Here is a 22865-nt window from a genome sequence, read left to right on the forward strand (position 1 = left end):
CCCCCATGCGCCTCGCCCTTCTCGCCTCCGCCGCCGTCGTCGCCCTCGCCGCCGCCTCATCCGCCAGCGCCGAAGAAGGCATGTGGACCTACGACAACTTCCCCATCGCCCGCGCCAACCAGGCGCTGGGAACCGACATCGACCAGGCCTTCCTGGACCGCGTCCGACTGTCGTCGGTGAAGTTCGGGGGCTGTTCGGCCGGCGTCATCTCGGGCCAGGGCCTGGTCATGACCAACAACCACTGCGTCGCCACCTGCGTCGCCAATCTCTCCACGCCCCAGGTCAACTACGCCGAGACCGGCTTCCTTCCGAAGTCGCGCGAGGAAGAGCTGAAATGCCCCGGCGCCACCGCCGAAATCCTCACCGACATCAGCGACGTGACCGAGCGGATGCACAAGGCCGGGTCCGGCCTTGAAGGCCAGGCCTTCACCCAGGCCCGCGACGCCGAGGCGGGCCGGATCGAAAGCGAAGCCTGCGGCAACGACCCCAAGATCCGCTGCCAGGTCGTCAGCCTGTACCGGGGCGGTCAATTCAAGCTCTACAAATACCGCAAATATTCCGACGTCCGCCTAGCCTGGGCGCCCGAGGATCGCGCCGCCACCTTCGGCGGCGACCTGGACAATTTCTCCTTCCCGCGCTTCGCCATCGATGCGGCCTTCATCCGCCTGTACGAGGACGGCCAGCCGGTCGAGACCCCGACCCATTTCGCCTGGAACCCGAACAAGCCGACCGAGGGCGAGGCCGTCTTCATCTCCGGCAATCCCGGCTCGACCCAGCGCCTGCTGACGATGGACCAGCTGACCACCATCCGCGACGTGGTCCTGCCTCTGGACCAGCTGATCGCGTCCGAGCTGCGCGGCCGGCTGATCCGCTATTCCGAAGAGGGCGAGGAGCAGGCCTTCGTCGCCATGGACCCCATCGTGGGCCTCGAGAACACCTACAAGCGCGGCCGCGGCCGGATGGCGGCCCTGATCGATCCGGCCTTCATGGCGACCAAGGCCGCGCAGGAAACCGACTTCCGCGCCCGCGCCGCCGCCTCCGGCGTCGATCCCTGGTCTACGCTCAGCACGGTCCAGCCCGTCGCCCGTGAACTCTATCCGTCCATGGCCCTGCTGGAGGGCGGCACGGGCCTCGGCACGACTTCGGTCGCCGGTGGGTCGCAACTGTTCAGCTATGCCCGCACCCTGGTGCGCGGCGCCCAGGAGCGGGCCAAGCCGTCCGACCAGCGCCTGCCCGAGTTCGCCGACAGCCGCCTGTCGGGCGTCGAATCCCGCCTGTTCGCCGAACGTCCCACCTATCCCGAGCTGGAGCAGATCCGGCTTGAGTGGTGGCTGTCCAAGACCCGCGAATGGCTGACGGTCGACAACCCCTCGGTCCGCACCCTGCTGGGCAAGGAAAGCCCCGAGACCCTGTCGGCCCGCCTCGTCGCCGGCACGACCCTGGCCGACCCGGCGGTGCGCCGCGCCCTGTGGACCGGCGGTCTCGCCGCCGTCCAGGCCTCGACCGATCCGATGATCCAATACGCCCTGGCCATAGACGCCGACGCCCGCGCCGTCCGTAACGCCTGGGAGACCCGCGTCCAGGCCCCGACCGACCGCGCCTCGGAACAGCTGGCCGCCGCCCGCTTCGCCGCCTATGGCGACGCCGTCTATCCCGACGCCACCGGCACCCTGCGCCTGACCTATGGCCAGGTCGAAGGCTCCGACGTGCCGGGTCAGCGGTTCGGCGCCTTCACCACCTTCGCCGGCCTGTGGGACCGGGCCACCGGCGCCGAGCCCTTCGCCGTCGCGCCCAAGCTGCTGGCGGCCAAGGACAGGATCGATCCGACCGCCGTCATGGACATGGCCGTTTCGACCGACACTATCGGCGGCTCGTCCGGTTCGCCCGCCATCAATGCGAAGGGCGAGATCATCGGCGCCAATTTCGACTCCACCGTCCTGACCCAGCGCAACGCCTACGGCTACGACCGCGCCGTCAACCGCAGCGTCATCGTCACGACCCAGGCCGTCACTGTCGCCCTGCGCGACGTCTACGGCATGGACCATCTGGTGCAGGAGCTGGGCGTTTCCCCAGACCGGGGGCGGTGAGCGAGATCGCCTTCCGCGCGGCGACCCTAGACGACGTCGCCGCGCTTCATCCCCTGATCGAACGCGCCTATCGCGGCGAGACGGCCAAGGCCGGCTGGACGCACGAGGCGGACCTGCTGTTCGACACCCGCACCAGCGCCGAGGAACTGTCGGCCCTGATCGCTGATCCCGACCGGCTCATTCTAATGGCCCACAGGCACGGCGCCCTGGTGGGCTGCGTCCAGGTCGCCCGAGTCGGCGACGATCTCGCCTACCTCGGCATGCTGACTGTCGAGCCGACTCTTCAGGCCTCTGGTCTGGGCCGGCGTCTCCTCGACGCCGCCGAGAGCGAGGCCGTCGCCCGCTTCGCCGCCCGCCGCATGGAGATGACCGTCATCCACCGCCGCGCCGAACTGATCGCCTGGTACGAACGCCGCGGCTACCGCCACACCGGCGAAACCCGCCCCTTCCCCGTCGCCCCGCCCCGACCCGAGCTGGACTTCGTGGTGTTGGAGAAGGGGCTCTAGCCCCCTTCTTCTTTCGTCATTCCGGGCGCAGCGCAGCGGAGACCCGGAACCCAGCGGCGCCGAAGGCGAAATCTATCCGCCCATACTGTTGGACACCTGGTCCGCGACAGGTTCGCGCTCTCGCGCGCCGCTGGGTTCCGGGTCTACGGGCCGAGAGGCCCTTCGCCCGGAATGACGAAAGCAAAACCCCCTTGCAAAACGGACACTCGTGTCCATTTAAACGCGTCACCATGTCGCGCCCTGTCAAAAAACCCCTCCGCAAGGACGTCGTCCACAACCGCGCCGCCCTGTTGGACGCCGCGCGCGCCGTCTTCGCCGACCAAGGGCTGGACGCGCCGCTGGACCAGATCGCCGAAAAGGCCGGCGTCGGGCGCGGCACCCTGTACCGCCACTTCGCCGACCGCACCGAACTGGCCCTGGCCGTGCTCGAGGCCGACGTCGCCGACCTGGGCCGCCGCACCGCCGAACAGGGCGAGGCGCCGGAGGTCTTCTTCTGGTTTCTAGACCGGCTTGCCGATCAGATGATACGTAACGCCGGTATGGCGGGGGTGGTGCGGAACGTGCGGTCGCCCGACGCGCTTACCCCTCTGCGGCAAAGCTTGATGGAGGCGGGCGCCGCGCCCCTGGCGCGGGCCCAGGCGGCCGGTCTGGTGCGAAAGGATCTGCGGCCCATGGACATCCGCCTGATCGCCACCCTGCTCGGCGCCGGCTTCCAGGGCGCCGACGCGGCCGAGCGTCAGGCGGTCTCCCAGCGCACCCGCGTCCTCATCCTGGACGGGCTGCGGCCCAGGCCCGAGGCGTCCTGATGCCCCGTCGCGCCGACCACAACTGGCATCTGCCGTGGGACCAGTACCTGGCCACGCTCAAACCCCACGAGCGCCCCACCCTGCCGGGCTCCCCGGCCACGCCCGACCATACGGCCTGGCTGCGGCTCCAGTACGCCCTGACCGGCGTCCTGGTGGCCCTGGTCGGCAGTCTGGGCAATGCGGCCGTAACGGCCAATCTGACCAGTCTTCAGGGCTCTCTGGGGATCACCCCCAGCGAAGCCGCCTGGCTGCCGGTCGTCTTCGTCATGACCAACGCCTGTATGAACCTGATCCTGTTCAAGTTTCGCCAGCAATACGGCCTGCGCCTGTTCACCCAGATCTGCCTGACGGCCTTTGTCGTCACCTGCGCCGCCCACCTGGCGGTCGACAACTATGAGTCCACCCTGTTTGTCCGCGCCGTGGCCGGCATGGCGGCCGCGGGCCTGTCCAGCCTGGGCTTTCTCTACATGATCCAGGCCTTCCCGGCCCAGCACCGGCTCAAGGGGCTGGTGATCGGCATCGGCCTGTCCAGCTTCGCCGTGCCGATCGCCCGCTTGATCATGCCCGGCTTGCTTCAGTTGGACGACTGGCGCGCCTTCTACACCTTCGAACTGGGCATGGCGCTTCTGGCCTGGGCCGCCGTCCAGGTGTTGCGACTGCCCCCATCCGAGCGACTGAAACTGTTCGAGCCGCTGGACTTCGTCACCTTCGCCCTGTTCGCGCCCGGCGTGGCCCTGCTGGCCGCCGTCCTGGGCCTGGGCCGGATCGTCTGGTGGACCGAGGCCGCCTGGATCGGCTGGGCTTTGGCGGGGGCGATCCTGCTGCTGACCGCCGCCCTGATGATCGAGTATGATCGCAAAAACCCCCTGATCAACGTCCGCTGGCTGACCGGCCCCGACATCCTGCGCCTGTTCGGCGCCATCCTCCTGATCCGCATCACCCTGTCGGAACAGACCTCGGGCGCCGTGGGCTTCCTGACCGTGGTCGGCCTGGGTCCCGACCAGTTGCACGGCCTGTTCCTGGTCATCCTGCTGGCCATGATCGCCGGCACGGCCGTCAGCGCCCTGACCCTGAACATGGCCAAGCTCAACAAGCCCATCGCCATCGCCCTGGGCCTCATCGCCCTCGGCGCCTTCATCGACAGCCACGCCACCGTCCTGACCCGCCCGGCTCAGCTCTACCTCAGCCAAGCCATGATCGCCTTCGCCTCGGCCATGTTCGTCGGCCCCGCCCTGCTGATCGGCGTCGGCAAGGTGCTGCAACAGGGCGCGCGCAACATCATCAGCTTCATCGTCATGTTCAGCGTGCTCCAGAACTTGGGCGGCCTCGCCGGTTCGGCCCTGATCGGCACGATCCAGGTGGTGCGCGAGAAGTTCCATTCGAACCAGCTGTCCGCCGACATCACCAGCCTGGACCCCCAGGTGGTTCTGCGCCTGCGCCAGCTGTCCGGCGCCTATGCCTCGACCCTCACCGACCCCGCCCTGCTGAACGCCGAGGGCGCGGCCCTGCTGACCCGCCAGGTGACGCAACAGGCCAATGTCCTGGCCTATAACGACGTCTTCCTGATCATCGCCGCCATCGCCGGCCTGGGCTGCGCCTGGGTCACGGCCGTCCACCTGCGTCCCCGTATCAAGGCGCGCCGCCAGGCCCGGCGCGACGCCCGAAACACGCCCCCGCCCGCCGCCGCCCCCGACGCCGCAACCGTCGCCGCCGCCGCCGACTGATCCCCCGAAAGCCCCGAACCCAGATGACCGACACAGCCCCCGCCCCCTCCGCTCCGCCCGCCCCTGCCGCCCCTGCTGCGCCGGAACCCCGCAAACGCGTCCTCTGGGCCGTGGTGGCGGCCATCGTCGCCGTCTTCGCGGTCGGCCTGGTCCTCTATGCCTGGCGGCTGCCCCCCTTCACCGGCCATGTGCAGCGCACCGACAACGCCTATGTGCGCGGCCAGGTGACGATCATCAGCCCCCAGGTCAGCGGCTATGTGGTCCAGGTCCCGGTCCAGGACTTCCAGACGGTCCGGCAAGGCCAACTGCTGGCCCAGGTCGATGACCGCACCTACCGCCAACGTCTGGAACAGGCGCAAGCGGCGCTCCATTCGGCGGAGGCGGCCCTGTCCAACTCGACCCAGACCCAGGCCTCGGCGCGCGGCACGATGGCGCAACAGCGCGCGGCCATCGCCGCCGCCCAGGCGACCCTGACCCGCGCCCAGGCCGACGCCGACCGCGCCCGCACCCTTAAGGCCGGCGGCTGGGTGTCCCAGTCGAACGTGGACATCGCCGTCGCCGCCCTGCGCAGCGCCCAGGCCCAGCTGGCCCAGGCCCAGGCCGCCGAGGGCGTGGCCCAGACCGGCGTCACCTCGGCCGTGGTCAACCGCGACAGTCTGGCCGCCGCCGTCGAGAACGCCCGGGCCGCCGTCCGCCTGGCCCAGATCGACCTGGCCAACACCCGCATCATCGCCCCCCGCCCCGGCCGCCTGGGCGAGATCGGCGTGCGCCAGGGTCAGTATGTCACCGCCGGCACCCAGCTGATGGGCCTGGTCCCCGACGTCGTCTGGGTCACGGCCAATATGAAGGAGACCCAGATGCGCGACATCCGCATCGGTCAGCCCGTCGAGATCACCGTCGATGCTCTAGGCGGTCAAAGCCTGCGCGGCCGCGTCGAACGCATCGCCCCCGCCGCCGGCAGTGAGTTCAGCGTCATCCGCCCCGACAACGCCACCGGCAACTTCACCAAGGTCGCCCAACGGATTCCCGTGCGGATCCGCATCGAGCCGGGTCAGGCGGGCATGGACCGGCTGGCGCCGGGCATGTCGGTGGTGGCCAAGGTGGATACGGGAGGCTGACGGAACCCTCCCCCTTCGGCCGCGCTCCCCTCCCAACAAGGAGATTCCCATGGACCGCAAACAGACCGAGGGCCGCGAAAGGAACGGGGCCGAACCGACGGGCAAGCCTGACGCCCTCACTTCCGACGCCGACGTGAAAAAGGTCGGCGAGCAGGAACGACGCAGCGCGGGCCCGGACGGCCCCGATGCGACCGAGATCGGCGACACCTTCAAACGCAACCCCTGAAGCCTACGCTCCGTCATCCTCCGCTCGTCCGGAGGGTGACGGCGAAAGGGTGGGCCGCCCAGGCCATCCTATCCCTCCGCGCCCAATTGCGAAACAAAACTCCCGTCTTTTCCGTACCTTAAAAATAAAAACCCTTCCCAACCCGGCGCCGGTCAGAACGGACCTATGATCCCGTCTAGGTCTTTGACATCGCCATCACCGCCACGGGCGAGAACAGCGGCCCGATCAAGAATAGACGAAAATAGACTCATTTTTTTTTGAGTGGATTCCGTCTATTTCCTTCACCCCCGGCCGGGCGACAGCCGCGCCGCCAGAAGATGCACCTCGTGCGCCCGCATCCGCTCGAAATTGCCCAGCCCGAGGGCCAGGGCGCGCATCACCTCGGTCTGCCGCGTCTGTTCGGGATGTTCCGGCAGGGAGGCCTCCGCCCGCGCCAGCTCCGCATCCAGCTCGGCCATCATATCGGCCAGGATTCCGTCGTTCATCTGATCCTCCGTCACGCCGCCGACCGTCCGGCCTTAAAGCACAGAGAGAACAAAAACGGAACACACTGTCTCTACGCGACTGTGGACGAGGATTGAGCCTTGCTGCGCCGCACAACGGCGCCGCTTCATTGCAGCTTCGTATCAAACCGGCCTTCACCGCGACGCAAGGCCCCGCTTTCCTGCAATGGTCGAGGTCCGGCTGTTTCGTTTGAGTCGACGAGGCGCGCCAAGGTGAAGGTCAGGGGATGTCAGGCAGTCCTAAACCGGTTCGGGACGGTGCGCGCATGAGGGACAGGTTCCGCCTGCCCCCGATGCCGATCGCCGGCCATGTCATGTTTCTGGTGATCGGGGTTCTGGTCGTCGCCCAGGGCGCGACCCTGCTCCTGACCCTGACCTTTCCGCCCCAGCCGCCGCCGCAGCACAGTCTGGAGGACATCGCCAAGGCGATGCGAGGTCAGTCCGTCGCCGCCCAAGACGCCCGCCCCCTGTTGCGCCAGGTCGTCGACGCGGCGCCGCACGCCGAGGGTCCCGGCTGGCTCAGCGCCGCCGGCCCCCGCGACCGCCTGGCCGATCTGCTGAACGCCGATCCGTCCGACGTCGTCCTGATGTTCTATGTGCCGCTTCCCGCCGGCGCCCAGCCGATGGCGCCGCGATCGCCTCAGGACCGCCCGGAAAGCGTGTCGCCTCAGGCCGCCGAGCCCCGGATCGTCGCCGCCGCCTTCCTGCCCCTCGGCCTCGGCAATCCCGCCCTGATCCGCAACCGCCAGCCCGGCGCTCAGACCGCGCCCTTCCTCGGCCGCTCCGGGTCCGGCCTTCAGCCCGGCGGCTTCAACGCAGCGGCGGGGCACGAAGCCTGGAGGCGCTCACGCCCCGTCGCGGACCGAACCCTGAGCGGCGCACGAACCCCGCCCTGGGCCGCCGGCCAAACCCGCCTGAGCCGCCCCATGGCCTCGCGCCTCAGCCTGCCGACCACCGGCGACGCCGGCCTGCCGCGTCCCATCAGGCAGACGGGCGACGGCGCGGCGTTGCAGCCGGGAGGGGTCGGCATGGGCCGCGCCCTCGCGGCCGCCATGGTGGCCCGCCGCAACAGCGCAGCCCCGACCTATGGCGTCATGACGACGGTCACGGCATCGACGGCCCTGTCGCCCTCCTCTTCCTCGCCCCCCCCGGCCCCTGCGCCGGCCCCGGACAGGACGCCGCCGGTCGCCCCTCTTGAACCCACGACAACCCGGGTCTCGAACCAGCCCGCCGCCGCATCTGAAGACGCACCGACGCCCCCGCCCCAGCCGACGGTCGCACCACGCCCCTCCACGCCTCCCACCGAGACCGCAGACCTGGTGCCGACGGCCGAGGCGGCGCCCCCTACTCCCGTACGCCGCGGCCTCTTCGCCCCTGCTTCCGCCGGCTATATCGAAGGAGACTTCATCGCCGCCCAGCGGGTCGGAGATCGCTGGATCGTGGTCAAACCCCGGCCGGAAAGCTTCCCCACGGCCTGGCAGAGCCGCGTCATGCTGTGGTTCCTGCTGTCCTTCGTCCTGGTCGGTCCTCTGGGCTGGCTATTCGCGCGCCGCCTCACCGCTCCCCTGCGCAGCTTCGCCGACGCCGCTGAGCGGCTTGGCCGCGACCCCTCCGCCCCCGCCACCGTCCAGGGCGGCTCCGCCGAGATCGCCCGCGCCGCCGCCGCCTTCAACCTGATGCAGGCCCGGTTGAAACGCTATGTGGAGGACCGCACGGCCATGATCGGTGCGATCTCCCATGATCTGCGCACCCCCCTGACCCGGATGCGGTTCCGGCTGGAGGCCGCCCCCGACAAGCTCAAGCCCGGCTTTGAGACCGACATGGACCAGATGGAGGCCATGATCAGTTCGGTCCTGACCTTCATGCGCGACCAGGCCGAGGGCGGCGCTCGCGAGCGCCTCGATCTGCGCACCCTGCTGGACGAGGCCGTGAAGAACGCCGTCGCCGGCGGTGCGGATGTCGCCCTGGAGCCCGGCGAGGCGGTCGAGATCCAGGCGGACCCCGTCGCCCTGAACCGGGTGTTCGCCAACCTGCTGGACAACGCCGTCAAATACGGCGGCCGCGCCGTGGTCCGGTTGGACAAGGACGGCGCAGACGCCATCGCCACCGTCCGCGACTTCGGCCCTGGCCTGCCCGACAGCGAACTGGAACGGGTGTTCAAACCCTTCTACCGCGCGCCCCATGCGGTCGCCAGCAATGCGACCGGCATGGGTCTGGGCCTCGCCAACAGCCGCTCAATCATCCTCGCTCACGGGGGCGCCATCCGGCTGAAGTCGCACGACGGCCTGACCGCAGAGGTCCGCCTGCCCGCCGCAGCCTGAGCCGATCGGTTAAGCCGCTTCGGCTTCAATCAAAGGTAGGGACAGGGTGGCGATCAGGCCGCCCTCGGGCGCATTGGCCAGGGTCAGATCGCCACCGTGCGCGCGCACGGCGTGGCGGGCGATGGACAGGCCCAGACCCGCGCCCCCCGTCTTGCGGCTGCGCGACGCCTCCAGCCGGAAGAAGGGATCGAACACCCGTTCCAACTGGTCCTCAGGTATGCCCGGCCCGCGATCCTGGATGCGCGCCACGGCGCGCCCATCCTCGGCCCCGACCCGCACCGACACCGCGCCGGCGTGCCCGATGGCATTGTCCATCAGGTTAGACAGGCCGCGCCTCAGAACGCCCGGATCGCCGCGAACCTCCAGTCCCGGTTCGGCCACGACGGCGATATCCGCGCCGGTGTCAGCGTAACGGTCGGCCATGTCCTGCACCAGGTCGCTGAAGTCCAATGTCTCGGCATGACCGACGTCGAACTGGCCTTTCACGAACTGCATCGCCTGGGCGATCAGCCCGTCCATCTCCTCGATGTCGCGAACCGCCTGTCGCTGCTGGTCGAGCGGCATCATCTCGATGCGGAACCGCAGCCGCGTCAGGGGGGTGCGAAGATCATGGGCGATCGCCGCCACCGTATGGGTGCGGCGTTCGATATGCTCCCTCAGCTTGGCCTGCATATCGTTGAAGGCGGCAATGGCCAGCCGCACCTCGTTCGGCCCCGAGGGCGTCAGGGGCGGCGCATCCGGGTCCGCGCCCAGTTGGTCGGCGGCTTGAGCGAAGCGACGGATCGGCCGCGCCAGTCTCTGCGCCATCCACCATATGAGCGGTGAGAGCAGCACAAGGCTCAGCAGCATGCTGAGCAGAAGCATGATCTGCCACGGCGCCAGCCATCCTCTAGGCGGTGCGATCGTCGACCACTGGCCATCCTTCAGGCGAACCGCAGCGAGGAACGGCGGGAAGGCGATCTGATCCGACACCACGCCGACCCGAACCCCGCCCAGCCATTCGCCGGGCCCGAACGGCCGACGCAGATCCCGAGGTTCGCGGCTGTTCTGACGCGGCGGGCGAGCCCAGAGCGGACGCCCCGCGCGATCCATGCGCACATGGACCTCCGCTACGTCGCGACCGAGTTCAGACGCAAGGCTGCGCGCGAGGGCGTCGGCCAGCGGATCGCGTTCGTGTTCGAACGGGGCCTCAGCTTGAAAGCGCCGCCGCAGCGGCCGCCCATCCTCGGTCTTCGCCGTCTCCCCCCGAAGCGCAGCGGAGGCGGCGGCCAGCGTGTAGCCGGCCGGCCTGGGCGCCGGCGCCAGGACGACAATCGCCAGGGTCGTCAACTGAGTGGCGATGACCGCCACCACAGCGATCAGGGCCACCTGTAACAGGACGGTCGGTGGCCGCATGCGCCTCATGGCGTCAGTGTTCGTTTTCGACCACGGCGTCGAACAGATAGCCCTCGCCCCGCACGGTGACGATCAGCTCCTTGCTGTCTTCCTCGTTCAGCTTGCGACGCAGCCGGCTGATCTGGACGTCCATGGCGCGCTCGTTGACGTCGCGGCCGGCCGCACGGGCGTGGGCCAGCAGTTGTTCACGACGAACGATGCGGCCCGCGTTCTCGACCAGCATCTCCAGCATGACGAACTCGCTGCGCGACAACGAGACTTCCTGTCCGCTCGGCGTCGTGATCTCGCGACGCACCCGGTCCAGACGCCATCCCAGGAAGGTGACGACCGTGCCGGACATGGGCGATTGCGCCGTCTCCTGCCGCCGCAGGACGGCGCGGACACGGGCCAGAAGTTCCCGCGGATTGCAGGGCTTGCCGATATAGTCGGCGGCGCCGAGTTCGAGGCCGACGATACGGTCGGTCTCCTCGCTCATGGCGCTCAGCATCAGGATCGGCGCGCCCTTGCCAGACATGCGCCGACAGACGGAAAGGCCATCCTCGCCGGGCATCATCATGTCCAGAACGATCAGATCGACCGGGGTGCTCGCGAGGACTTCGTCCATCTCACTGGCCGAACCGGCCTGATAGGCGACGAACCCATGTTGCGACAGGTAGTCGCCGAGAACGTCGCGGATCCCCGCGTCGTCGTCCACGACCAGGATTCGGGAGGCGCTGCTTTCCAACATCAATGACCCTCGTCTGAACGGCCGTTTGTTTCAAAGTGGAAACAGAACTGCCTTACAAACCCATTATTAGCGGTCACTGGGAGCGAATTTATGTTCCAATACCGATGAAACGACCATTTCCGTGCGGTCGGAAATGAAAAGGGCGGCGGATAACGCGCCGCCCCTTCCCGTCTCAGAAGGACTTGCTCAGATTGATGAAGGCTGTGCGGCCCACGTAGTCGTAGCCGGAATACAGCGGCACATTGCCCACCATATTGACCACGCCGGCGGACACCTCGTCGCCCGTCTGGTTGGTCAGGTTGCGCACCCCCACGGTCACCGCCCAGTCATCCGCTTCGTAACGGACCGAGACGTTCTGGGTCAGATAGGCGCCGACCTCCGCATCATACCCCAGACTTTCAAGAGTATAGCCGTAGTATTTTTGGTAATAGGTATCGTATCCCATACCGTCGATCCATTCGAGTCCGTAGTGGACGCGCCATTGATCCCAGGCATAGGAGAAGTCAGCGGTAGCCGTAAACTCGGGCGTGCCGATGGTGCCGACCTCATCATAGATGGGGTCGTCGGCGAACAGGGTGCTGTAGCGCTCGGTCATCTGGGTGACGCCGAGGTTGACCAAGGCCGTGCCGACGCCGACGGGCTTGCGATAACGCAGCGTGTAGTCGATCCCCTTGACGACGTCAGTGGCGACATTGACGTAGCTGTCATAGACCGTCAGCCCATTCGATGACGCGTCGCGGTCGATCAGCGAGCAATAGCCATTGCCTGCAGCGAAGTCGGCATTGGCCGAAGCGTAGCAAAGGTTGAGGATGCTGCTGGCGCCGATGCGATCGACGCCGTTATCGACCTCGATTTCATAATAGTCGACGGCGAAGGACAGTTCGCCCCAGCTGTCCGGCAGTTTGGGCTGCAGAATGAGCCCCACGGTCAGGTTGGTCGAGGTTTCCGCCTCAAGCCCGTTTTCCGCCCCGCCGGAGGTCACAACCGCCACACTGGACGTCTGCTGGAAAGTCCCGGCCAGACCCTCGCTGGCGCAGTTTGCCGCCACGCGAGCGTCCGTACCGTCATCCCCGTAGCTGTTGCAGGGGTCATAGGACGAGCTCAGGTAACCCGACGTCGCACCGACAAACTGCTCGAATAGAGCCGGAGCGCGGTAGGAGGTGCCGTAGCTGCCGCGGAAGGTCAGGAAATCGACGGGCTGATAGACCAGGCCGACCTTGTAGGTCGTGTCGTCGCCATAGGACTCATAGTCCGTGTAACGACCTGAAGCGCTGAGGGTCAGGTTCTGCGCAAAACGCATGTCGCGGAGCAGCGGGACCTCGACCTCGCCGAACACCTCCCAGACCGAGTCGTCGCCGCGCGTAATGGCGGACGTCGAATAGTTGTAGACGTTGGACGTCTGCATATCGATGCCAGGAATGTCCTCGATCGACATCTCGCGATACTCGGCGCCAAGGAAGACGGCGACTTCGCCGGCCGGCAGGGTGAACAGCGGACCGTCGATGCTGGCCGACAGCACCGCCTCGTCATAGAGCGTGCGCCCCGTGACGTCGGTCATGACATAGCCGAGCCAGTCGGCCGGAAGTTCGCCCGCCAACGTCTGGCTGTTCAGGGCTGGAGCGGCGACGCAACCTTCGGCCCCGCCGGCGCACGAGAATGTGCCATCGCTGTTGGCCACGACGTCGAGGCTGTTCTGCAGCCGGTCGATCAGGAACTGTTCGCTCGTGTAGACAGAGTCCGAACGCGTGTAGCTGGCGGAAACATCGTAGCGCCAACCGGCCAGAGGCGTGAAATCGCCGCGGATGCCGCCGACGGTCTTGGTGAAGTCGACCTGCTGGGTCGAAGTGGTGTTTCCGTAGCCGATGAAGGCGCGGACACCGACAGCCTGGCCCAGGTTAAGCCCCAGGTCGGACGCGCTGAAGACGCTGCTCGACAGATTGTCAGGGATCAAGGGACTGCCGACGGCGTAGTCCAACACCAGTTGACGATAGTCCGTCTGAGAGGACTTGCGCTGGTTGTAGAGAAATTCTCCATAGACTTCGGCGTTGCCGAGCGCGTGCAGGTCGTAGGAACCCTGCAGGTAGACGGTCGCCACCTCTACGGGCGAGATCAGCGACTCGTTGAGCATGTCGGCGTCATAGGTATCGCGGACGCTCGTGTTTGTCCCGGTGCCCCCGACACCCTCAAAACCGACTAGACCCGTGGTCACGGCAGAGTTGGGCCGCCAGCGGTTGAACCGCGTAGCCGTGGTGCCGTCTGCGGCGACGCCCGTCATGTAAGACGTGCCGATGGTGTTGATCGTCACGCCCCCAGCGTTCAGCGAATAGCATTTCGACTTACCCGTCAGCGGATCGATATAGTCCGAGCCGTCCAGATAGTTGTCGGTCGGGCAGCGGGTGAAGTCCCGATCTCCGAGGGTCAGTTCGTCGCGCTGATAATATTCAGCCGAGCCTGACAGGTTCCAACGATCGCCGTGGGTTCCGCCGACGATCGAATAGCGCTTCTGCTGTCCTGCGCCGTCGGCGTCCATCGGCGCGTTGAACTGGCCTTCGACGGTCACGCCGTCCAGGTCGTTGCGCGTGACGATGTTGACGACGCCCGCGACGGCGTCCGAGCCGTACAGCGAGGATGCGCCATCCTTCAGCACTTCGATCCGCTCAATCATGGCCGAGGGCAGGACGTTCAGGTCGGCCGAACCTACCGAGCCGCGCGAGCCAGCGGGCGCGACGCGACGGCCGTTGAGTAGAACCAGGGTGCGGGTGGCGCCCAGGCCGCGCAGCGACAGGGTATTGGCGCCCGGACCGCCATTGGTGACATAGCCGCCGTAGGCGTTGTTGATCTGCGACGTGCCCTGGGTGATGGCCGTGCTCTGCAGCACTTCCGTCGTCGAAGCGAAGCCGGCCAGCGTGGCGTCTTCACGAGTCACCACCTGCACGGGCGAAGCGGAGTTGTAGTTGTCGCGTCGCAACCGCGAGCCTACGACCACGACCTCTTCCACCGCCGCAGCGTCGTCATCAGCCTTGTCGCCCGAGGCGCTCGCCCCCGTTTGCGTTTGCGCCCACGCTGGCGCGGACAGGAACGCCAGGCCCACGACGACCGTCGTGCCCAACAAATGCTTCTTGAAATCGATCATGCTCTCGATCGGCCCCTCAATTATACCAGACCGAACCACAACTGGTCGGACGGCGTATTGAGGCTCGAAATCGACGAATGTGGAGCACAAGATCGATTTAAAAACAATTTACGAACAATGATGCGACTTCATAGTGACGGTTTTAGTCAAATTTGATTAGATAATTTCTCTAGATAAATTTTTTGTATTGGAATCGATACATCACGTTGCATGATGTGTATTTATTATTACAGGACAGACAATTGATATCAGCGGTATATTTTGAAGGTTGCAACTCACCTTTTAAGGACCGCCCTATCGCAGATAATCGGACAGCTTGACCGAGATGAGGATGTTGAGCGTCGAATAGGAGGTCTGAAGCAGGGTTTCGTATTGGGTGGCGAGGATGGCGGCCTCGGCGAGGTCCGTCTCCTTCAAGGTGCTCACGAGGGTCGTCAGAGAATCGCTGCGGGCCGTGGCCTGTTCGGCGATCCGCTCCAGACGCGACCCGTTGGAAGACAAGGCCGCGCGAAGCACGCCGATATCGGACGCCGCCGCCTGCACGGCGTCTAGCGCGTCAGCGCTGGACGTGGTCCCGGCCGCCAGTCCTTTCAGGGTGTCGATCAATCCGCTGAGCGCCGGGTCTGCAGCGGTCACCGAGAGCGACAGGACCTGGCCGTCCGATGTCGTATAGGCGCGCGCCGACCCTCCGCCACTATAATAGGCGTCCACATCCGTCGCGTCCCACGCGTCCATATCCACCGCCTGAGCATCCAAAGCGTCGCCGGCGAACAGGGCCTGGTCGCCGTATTTGGTGTTCAAAAGGCTCTCGAGGTCATCGAGCCAGCCTTCGGCCAGGGAAGCCAATGTCGCGCTGTCCTCGCCATAGGTGGCCAGCGATGACAGGATGGTTTCGGTCAGATCCGAGATCGAACCCAGGGCTGAATAGGCCTGTTCAACGACATTGAGCGCGCTGGTGGCGCTGGCCGACTCGACGTCCGCCGCAGCGATCTCGCCTTCATGACGCGTGATGGCGCTCGTCGCCGCCCCATAGCCGCCGAAGGTGTCGCTCTTCAGCCCGGACGCCGTCTGGGCCTGAACATCCGCGAGGCGAGCCTGGCTCGTCAGGCTGCGGTCCAGCACATAAAGGGTCTGGCTGAAGGTGGAGACCCGCCCGATCATGACGCCACCATGCTGAGCAGGGCGTCGTACATGGCCTGGATGGCCGACATCAGCTGGGCGGAGATTTCGTACTGCTGCTGATACAGGCTGACGAGGGCGGTCTGTTCGTCCAGGTTCACGCCCGTGGCGTTGCTCAGACTGTTGGCGTAGCCGTCCCGCAAGGCCGTGGCGCTGGTCGCCGTGCTGGCGGCCGTCGATATGGTTGTCGCTGCGGCGGACAGGACGTCCGTCGCGTAGTCCGCCAGGCTGCGGGTTCGCGCTGAGAGATTTCCGGATTCCGGGAACGTCCGGTCGTCTGTCATGGCTGCAAGCAGAGCCGAAGCCCCGCCCGTGCCGCCAGAGGACACCGCAGTCTGCCCGACCGCCGCCGAGGTATCCAGACTGGACGTCGCCAGAAGACTGGGGTTCGCCGTCAGAGCGGCCGTGACACGGATGGTCGAGGCGTCGCCGCCGGAAAAAACGTCGTTGAACCCCATCCAGTCGGACAGGGTCTCTCCGCCCGAGGTCAGGGCGACGGACGAGTCCAGGACGACGCCGCCCGAACTGCTCGAGATGGTCAGCTTGCCATCGACGATGCCCGCCGTGATCCCGCTGACGCCGTTCAACGCATCGACCAATTCCCCCACCGTGGCGACGGACGACAGATCGATCTGATCGATGGCGGTTGCGACGCCGGCCGTGGTCGACTGCACGACGCCCAGGGTCCCCGTAAGTGAAAGCGGCGTGGCGGCCGTCACGGAGGTTGTCGAGGTCAGACTTCCGGGCGACGCCGCCGAGCCGGTGGAGGCGGCCGTATTTAGGGCGGAGATCAGGGTGGTCGCCAGGCTGTCCAAGGCGTCCTGTTCGGCGGGCAGAACCTCGTCGCGCAGGGCGATCAGGGCGCCGAGTTCGCCGCCGGTCAAACTGGAGGTCACGTCGCGTCCGTTGACGCTGACGCCAGAGAGACTGACCGGATAGGTCGAGTCGGCCGACACCGTGCCGGAAGGCGTGAAGGACAGGGTGCTGACGGTCGTTCCGACAAGCATCTGCCCGCCGGCGTAGATGTTCAGCCGCCCGGAAGCGTCCGTATAGCTCGTGACGCTGACCAGGCCTGAAAGCGTCTGCAAGGCCGTGTCCCGGGCGTCGGCCAGACTGGTCTGGTCGCCTTGGCCCGCCACGATCTGATCGTTCAGCGTGTCGATCTCCTGCAGCAGGGCGTTCACCTCGTCTACGGTCGTGGCGATGGCGGCGTCAGCGTCGGATCGCAGGTCCTGGATTCCCGAAGACAGGGTGCGCAGCCCATCGGCGAGCTCGGTCGCGGCGCTGACCACGGCGGCGGCGGTGGTGTCGCCCGTGCCCGCCGCCAGGCTGGTGAGACTGGTCGAGAGCGCCGAGGTCAGGCTGGCGATGTCTCCGTCGCTGGAGGTGTCGCCCAGAAGCGTGTCGTAGCGCGTCAGATAGCTGTCGATCGTCTCGGCGTAGCCGGCCGAGGCGCTGCTGGTGATCAGCGACTTCTGCAGATAGGTGTCGGTGACGCGCGACAGCTCGCCGTTGGTGAGGGCCAGCGTCGTCGTCTGAGACGTCGCGGCGTAGGTCTTGGTGGTGTAGCCGTCGGTGCTGGCGTTGGCGACGTTGGTCGTGCTCAGGGCGACCTGATACTGGGACGTCGTCAGCGCGGCGGAGGCGTTGGCGAGGGCCCCGGACAGGCTCATGGCCGCCTCCGCGCGCCCAGCCGTCCTCCGGCCGCATAAGCGCCTGCCGCCCCCGTACCGCGATTGAGACGGATGATCTCGGCCGAGGTCTCGCTCATACCGGCGCGCAGGGTGTCGGCCCGTCTTTTCAGCGCCGTCTCCAGCATCCGGACGTCGCTGATCAGCAAGGCCTTGTCGGACCAAGGCAGGCTCGCCAGACGTTCGGCCAGGTCGCGGGCGATCGCGGCGGCCTGCTCGTAGCTTTCGACGATGGGGCGATCAAAACCGGTGCGCCGCGAGCGGCCGGCCCGTTCGACGATGCGGCTGATCTCGTCCATCAGCGGACCACGGAGATCAGGGTGTCGAACATGTCCTTGACGCTGCCGACGACCTGGGACGCGGCGGAATAGGCCTGCTGGGCCACGATCATCTTATTGAATTCGGTCGCGGTGTCCGTCGTCGAGCCTTCCAGGGCGCTGGCCACGATACTGCCGGAGGCGCCGACGCCCGAGAGGTTGATCGTCGCGGACCCGCTGAGGTTCGTGGACTTGAAGGTCGTGCCGGAAACCTGGGTCAGGCCTTCCGAATTGGCAAAGGTCGCGACCGGAACCTGATAGATGACCTTCGTCAGGCCGTTGCTGAACGTCGCCTCGACCTGGCCGCCGTCATTAATCGCGACGCTGGTCAAAGACCCCGCGACGATGCCGTCGTTGGAGATGCTGTTGACGGTGAGGCTGGGATCGTTGCCGCCGGAGTCGGACTGGGTGACGCCTGACGATGAGCCGATTTCGCCCAGATCCATTTCAACCGTGGCGTCCGCAGCGCCATTGGTGAAGCTGAAAGTCACATCCGCCGGATCTGGGCTGATGGTGGCGGGAAGCCCGCTGGTGTCGAAAGTGATCGTGATCGTCGTGGCGCTGGCCGTACCCGTCTCCTCGCCCGTCGTGGCCGAGTAGGGATTGCCGGTCGTCAAGGTCCAGGTGTTGGTGTCGGTCTTGGTCCAGGTCTGATCGACGATATTGGTGGCGCCGAGACTGTCGACGACGGAAGCGGTGGAGGTGAAGGTGTCGCCCACCTCCGCCTCGGCCGGAAGAATGGCGGAAACGCTCACGGTGGAGGTGGCCTCAGCCGGGCTGGTCAGGTTCGAGAGGTTGATCGTCTCCAGACCTGAAACTCCGCCGCCGATGACATTACCGTCCTCGTCGGTCGGATAGCCCTGCAGATAATAGCCCTCGGAGTTGACCAGATAGCCGGAAGCGTCGGTCGAGAAGCTTCCGTTGCGCGTATAGGCCAGGTCGGACGTCGCGCCGGAGGTGTTATCGGCGACGATGAAATAACCCGAGCCGTTTATCGCGAGGTTGGTCTCAGTCGCGCTGGTCGAGATCGTGCCCTGAACCGACATGGCGCGGCTCATCGAAGTCGTCACCCCGCCGGCGGCGGCGCTGGACTTCATGCTGGCACTGACCAGGGCCTCGAACGAGGTCTCCTTGGTCTTGTACCCGGTAGTCGAGGAGTTGGCGATATTCTCGGAGATCGCCGACAGAGCCGCGCTCTGCGCGGTCAGGCCGGAGACGGCGGAGGAGAGAGAGGCGGACAGGCTCATAGGGTGTTCCTCACGCCTGGCCGTAGAAGGCGAGGACGGCGGCTGGATCGATGACCGCGTCGCCGGCCTGGTAGGTCGTCACCCCGTCTTCGAAGACGACGGCGTCCAGGGTGGCGAAGGCGGTGACGGCGTTGGAGACGGACGCGCTTTCCGCGTCGGTGGAGACCGAGGTCAGGGTCAGGATGTCGCCCTCGGCGACGTCACTCATGTCGGACAGGCTCAGCGACAGGCCGTGCTCGCCGTCGCCGGTCTCACCGGTCCCGCTCCACACGACGTCGCCGTCCTGATTGGTGACCACAAGCGCGGTCGAGGAAGCGTCGCCGTCCAGGGTGTAGGTCCAGCTGGCGGAGCCGTCCTGAACCGGGGCCATGGCGCCGTCGTACTCGACCTTCTGGCCGACATAGCCGGCGCTCTGGGTCGTCAGCATCGAGGTCAGGGACGACGACAGGCTTTCCAGCGTCTCGTTGGTCGAGGTCTGCTGACCCAGTTGCGCGTAGCCGACCAGCTGGTTGGTGAACTCGGTGACGTCGGTCGGCTCGAGCGGATTCTGGTTCTGCAGCTGGGTGACCAGGATCCCCAGGAACTCGTCCATGTCGATGGACAGGGCCGACGAGGAGGACGAAGCCGCCGCCGCCGCCGTGGCCGTTGATGTCGTTACGTTAACCGAGGTCATGGATCGCCGCCGAAGCCGGTGGATGTCCCGGCTTCAACGAGGCGACCTGCGCCGATGGGGCGCACAAAATTTCAGCGCCCCATTTGGCGAGGCCGTTCCGTTTCTCTGCTGAAGGTCGGGGCCAGAAAGCGCCGCGGCCTTCCCGTCGAGCGATCGCCCGACGGTGTTCAGTCTGGAGAGAATGAGGAAAGAATGCCTAGTATCTCAACCAATACCGCCGCCAACACCGCCCTGCGTTATCTGAACGCCAACTCCGCCGCCCAGTCCGCCTCCCTGGCGAAACTGTCCAGCGGACAACGCATCCAGAGCGCCAAGGACGATGCGGCCGGCCTCGCCACCTCGACCAATATCTCCGCGGACATCGTGGTGATGGAACAGGCCGCCATCAACGCCCAACAGGGAACCGCCGTGCTTCAGACGGCCGACGGCGCCCTGTCGCAGATCAGCGACATCCTGCAGCGGATGAAGGCCCTGACGGCCCAGTCCCAATCGGGTTCGGTCGATGACGATGGACGGGCGAACATCGACGCGGAGTACCAGCAGCTGATCGAGGAAATCGACGACATCGCGTCGTCGACCAACTTCAACGGCTCGGCTCTGCTCGACGGCGCAGGCGACTTCTCCACCGGCGTCTCTTTCCTCCTTGGCACCGCCAGCACCGATACGCTGACGATCACCATCGACGGAGCGACGGCGACGGACTTGGCTGTCGATTCGACCGACGTCAGCACCTCGGCCAACGCCGCCACGGCGATGACTGCGGTCGACACGGCGATCAACACCATCTCGACGGCTCGGGCGAATGTGGGCGCAAGCCTGTCGCGCTTCGAGTATCGGGCGAGCGTCATCGACACCTCGCTTGAAAACCTTGAGGCCTCCAAGTCGGCCATCTCGGACGTCGATCTGGCTGCAGAACAGACCAACTACACGAACCTGTCCACCCTGACGCAGGCCGCCATCGCGGCCCTGGGCCAGGCGAACAGCATGTCGTCGTCGTTGCTCAAGCTCCTGCAGTGACAGCGCGGGCGGGGGCTCGCTCCCGCCCGTTCCCTTTGATCTCCAGGATCGCGCCCGGACAATCCAATGAGCACAACCTCAACCGCCGGCGTCTCCACCAGCAGCGGCGCCAGCTATATTACCTCGACGGCGTCCGGTCTCGACACCGACGCCCTGATCGAGACCGCCGTGGCGCAGAAGACCGCTCGCGCCGACACGATCGACGCCAAGGTCACCGCCAACGAGGCCAAGATCGCCGCCTATGAAGAACTACAGACTCTCGTCGCTGCCGTATCCGACGCAATCGAGGGCCTGGCCCTGCCGGCGTATTCCAGCCTGGGGTCTGAAAATTCATTCGACTCCCGAAGCGCTGCGCTGAGCAGCAGCTCCGGCGAGACCGTCACCGGTCTGGCCGTCGACGTCACCAGCGACGCCATCAACGGCGACTACGAAATCGAAGTGGTTCAGTTGGCTCAGGCGATGAAGGTCAGCGCCTCGTCCGGTTCTTCGACCGACGCCATCGGCGTCGCGGGCGTTCTGTCACTGGGCGTCGAAGGCGGGGAAGCGGTCGAAATCACCGTCACCGCGACCACAACCCTCAGCGACCTCGCCAAGGCGATCAACGCCCAGAGCGACACCACCGGGGTGCAGGCCTCCTTGATCACTCTGGACTCCTCGACCGTCCAGTTGGTGCTGTCTGCGACGGACACCAATCAGACGATAGTCATCTCCTCCGTGTCGGGCGACGACGTCGCACAGACCATAGGACTGACAGACGACACCGGCGCCTTCGCCAATGTTCTGCGCGAGGCTCAACCATCGATCATCACGGTGGACGGGGCGACCGTCACACGCGACACCAACGAACTGACCGACGTCATCGAGGGTGTCAGCCTGTCGCTGTCCGGGGTGACGGACGGGGCGGCCACCCTGACGGTCTCCACAGACTCCTCAGCGGTCAAGACGGCGATCACCGACTTCATCGACGCCTATAATGCGCTGAAGCAGTACATGCTGGACCAGTCCGCGGTGTCCTCGGACGGCGGGGCGGACGAAGACGCGGTTCTTTTCGCCGACTCGGTCATGCGGATGCTGAACTCCACGCTTCAAACCCTGATTAACTCCGGCAGCGACGCCGCCTCGGACGATATCGCCATGTTCAGCGACATGGGCATCACCTGGACGTCGGAAGGGCTGCTGGAGCTCAGTGATGAGACGGCGTTGAACGACGCCATCCTGTCCAATCTTGACGCCCTAGAGAGCTTCTTCGAAACCGACTTCTCCACCTCTGACATCAATCTGAAACTGCTGGCCAACGAGACCACCAGTTCCCTCGTTTTCACCCTGACGATCGTCACGGACGAGACGGGCTCCATCACCAGCGCTGCGGCCGACGGCGACGCGAACGCCTTCACGGTTTCCGGCTCGCGCCTCGTGGGCGCCGAGGGGACCATCTACGAGGGCCTCAGCTTCACCCTGTCGCCGGCGACCGCCGGAGACATCTCCGTCTCGATCCAGCAGGGGTTCGCCAATCTGCTGACGCAGACCCTGACGCAGTTCGACGACAGCACGACGAGTTTGATCCAACAACGGATCGACACCCTGACCGACCTCAACACCGACCTGTCGGACCGCTCGGACAAGATCCGCGAGGACGCCGAGACCTACCGAACCAAGCTTGTGACCAAATACGCCAACATGGAAGCCGAACTGGAGGCCGCCCGTCTGCTGCAAGAGCAGATCGAGGCCATCCTCGGCGCGAGTGACGATGATGAGTAACGCCGCCTATTCCCGCGCTATCGCCGGCTACCGGGCCACAAGCCAGTTGGCGCCCAGCCCCACTGATATCGCCCTGGCCTTGCACCAGAAACTCTACTCCGCCGTGGCCTCGGCAAGATCTGCCGATGAGCAGAATCGGCTGGATGAGATGGTTTTCCATCTCAGCGTCGCCAGCCAAATCATCAGCGCATTGAAACTCCATATGGATTTCGCGGCTGCAGGCCCCGAAGGCGCTGATCTGCAGCGATTTTACGCCCGCACCCACCGCGCTGTCCGGCGCATCGGAATGCTACCGAAGCGCAACAGAGAGTGGTCAATCGTAACTGATCCAATTCAAAACATGGTCCGCTCGATTATAAATATATCTACCCCGCAACAAATAATATCTAACAATACAATACAGTAATATTTTTTGCTTGGCACGCACGTTGCTTTGC

General features: G+C 66.1%; 19 protein-coding genes. 10 read left to right on the plus strand and 9 right to left on the minus strand.

From position 1 onward, the window contains the following. The first annotated feature begins 5 nt into the window (after positions 1 to 5). The 6 genes from PKE72_RS01010 (at position 6) to PKE72_RS01035 (ending at position 6467) form a co-directional block, all read left to right on the plus strand. Positions 6 to 2087 carry a S46 family peptidase gene (locus PKE72_RS01010; protein WP_271163610.1) on the plus strand — a complete coding sequence of 694 codons (2082 nt, stop codon included), beginning with the start codon at positions 6 to 8 and terminating at the stop codon, positions 2085 to 2087. Continuing rightward, positions 2084 to 2593, plus strand: coding sequence for a GNAT family N-acetyltransferase (locus tag PKE72_RS01015; protein WP_271163611.1), 510 nt, complete (start codon positions 2084 to 2086; stop codon positions 2591 to 2593). Before PKE72_RS01010 ends, PKE72_RS01015 begins: the two co-directional genes overlap by 4 nt. Positions 2594 to 2823: 230 nt before the next feature. Then, the gene (locus PKE72_RS01020) at positions 2824 to 3399 is read left to right on the plus strand and encodes a TetR/AcrR family transcriptional regulator (RefSeq protein ID WP_271163612.1); all 576 of its coding nucleotides are present in this window, start codon (positions 2824 to 2826) and stop codon (positions 3397 to 3399) included. Continuing rightward, entirely contained in the window at positions 3399 to 5123 is a 1725-nt protein-coding gene (locus PKE72_RS01025) for an MFS transporter (protein ID WP_271163613.1), read from the plus strand. The genes PKE72_RS01020 and PKE72_RS01025 overlap by 1 nt, the downstream gene beginning before the upstream one ends. 23 nt (positions 5124 to 5146) lie before the next feature. After that, the gene (locus tag PKE72_RS01030; RefSeq protein ID WP_271163614.1) at positions 5147 to 6241 is read left to right on the plus strand and encodes an HlyD family secretion protein; all 1095 of its coding nucleotides are present in this window, start codon (positions 5147 to 5149) and stop codon (positions 6239 to 6241) included. Between the two features lie 49 nt (positions 6242 to 6290). Continuing rightward, positions 6291 to 6467, plus strand: a complete 177-nt coding sequence (locus PKE72_RS01035; protein WP_271163615.1) for a hypothetical protein — start codon at positions 6291 to 6293, stop codon at positions 6465 to 6467. Between the two features lie 281 nt (positions 6468 to 6748). Here PKE72_RS01035 and PKE72_RS01040 read toward each other — a convergent pair whose 3' ends face one another. After that, entirely contained in the window at positions 6749 to 6952 is a 204-nt protein-coding gene (locus PKE72_RS01040; protein ID WP_271163616.1) for a hypothetical protein, read from the minus strand. Between the two features lie 284 nt (positions 6953 to 7236). Here PKE72_RS01040 and PKE72_RS01045 point away from each other — a divergent pair, with 284 nt between their 5' ends. Then, positions 7237 to 9291 carry a sensor histidine kinase gene (locus PKE72_RS01045; protein WP_271163617.1) on the plus strand — a complete coding sequence of 685 codons (2055 nt, stop codon included), beginning with the start codon at positions 7237 to 7239 and terminating at the stop codon, positions 9289 to 9291. Positions 9292 to 9300: 9 nt separating this feature from the next. Here PKE72_RS01045 and PKE72_RS01050 read toward each other — a convergent pair whose 3' ends face one another. The 8 genes from PKE72_RS01050 to PKE72_RS01085 form a co-directional block, all read right to left on the minus strand. Continuing rightward, positions 9301 to 10686 carry an ATP-binding protein gene (locus tag PKE72_RS01050; protein WP_271163618.1) on the minus strand — a complete coding sequence of 462 codons (1386 nt, stop codon included), beginning with the start codon at positions 10684 to 10686 and terminating at the stop codon, positions 9301 to 9303. Positions 10687 to 10699: 13 nt separating this feature from the next. Further along, on the minus strand, positions 10700 to 11413 hold the full coding sequence (locus PKE72_RS01055) for a response regulator (RefSeq protein WP_271163619.1): 714 nt from the start codon (positions 11411 to 11413) through the stop codon (positions 10700 to 10702). A gap of 172 nt (positions 11414 to 11585) precedes the next feature. Then, positions 11586 to 14546 (minus strand): TonB-dependent receptor plug domain-containing protein, encoded by a 2961-nt coding sequence (locus PKE72_RS01060; protein WP_271163620.1) that lies wholly within the window; start codon positions 14544 to 14546, stop codon positions 11586 to 11588. Positions 14547 to 14840: 294 nt separating this feature from the next. Further along, a complete protein-coding gene (locus PKE72_RS01065) occupies positions 14841 to 15707 on the minus strand; it encodes a flagellin (RefSeq protein WP_271163621.1) in 867 nt (288 codons plus the stop codon). After that, complete coding sequence (gene flgK / locus PKE72_RS01070) at positions 15704 to 17398, minus strand: flagellar hook-associated protein FlgK (RefSeq protein WP_271163622.1); 1695 nt, start codon at positions 17396 to 17398, stop codon at positions 15704 to 15706. Before flgK ends, PKE72_RS01065 begins: the two co-directional genes overlap by 4 nt. Further along, on the minus strand, positions 17395 to 17715 hold the full coding sequence (locus tag PKE72_RS01075) for a hypothetical protein (RefSeq protein ID WP_271163623.1): 321 nt from the start codon (positions 17713 to 17715) through the stop codon (positions 17395 to 17397). The genes flgK and PKE72_RS01075 overlap by 4 nt, the downstream gene beginning before the upstream one ends. Beyond that, positions 17715 to 18980, minus strand: a complete 1266-nt coding sequence (gene flgE / locus PKE72_RS01080) for a flagellar hook protein FlgE (protein ID WP_271163624.1) — start codon at positions 18978 to 18980, stop codon at positions 17715 to 17717. The genes PKE72_RS01075 and flgE overlap by 1 nt, the downstream gene beginning before the upstream one ends. 10 nt (positions 18981 to 18990) lie before the next feature. Next, positions 18991 to 19653: a flagellar hook assembly protein FlgD gene (locus PKE72_RS01085; RefSeq protein ID WP_271163625.1), complete on the minus strand. Its 663-nt coding sequence runs from the start codon at positions 19651 to 19653 to the stop codon at positions 18991 to 18993. Between the two features lie 192 nt (positions 19654 to 19845). Here PKE72_RS01085 and PKE72_RS01090 point away from each other — a divergent pair, with 192 nt between their 5' ends. From PKE72_RS01090 to PKE72_RS01100, 3 genes are all read left to right on the plus strand, one after another. Next, positions 19846 to 20670, plus strand: coding sequence for a flagellin (locus PKE72_RS01090; RefSeq protein WP_271163626.1), 825 nt, complete (start codon positions 19846 to 19848; stop codon positions 20668 to 20670). 66 nt (positions 20671 to 20736) lie between these two features. Further along, positions 20737 to 22428 carry a flagellar filament capping protein FliD gene (gene fliD / locus PKE72_RS01095; protein WP_271163627.1) on the plus strand — a complete coding sequence of 564 codons (1692 nt, stop codon included), beginning with the start codon at positions 20737 to 20739 and terminating at the stop codon, positions 22426 to 22428. Continuing rightward, positions 22418 to 22834: a flagellar protein FliS gene (locus PKE72_RS01100; protein WP_271163628.1), complete on the plus strand. Its 417-nt coding sequence runs from the start codon at positions 22418 to 22420 to the stop codon at positions 22832 to 22834. Before fliD ends, PKE72_RS01100 begins: the two co-directional genes overlap by 11 nt. Positions 22835 to 22865 lie beyond the last annotated feature (31 nt).

Origin of the sequence: Brevundimonas intermedia (assembly GCF_027922165.1) — a bacterium.
GTDB classification, from domain to species: Bacteria; Pseudomonadota; Alphaproteobacteria; order Caulobacterales; family Caulobacteraceae; genus Brevundimonas; species Brevundimonas intermedia.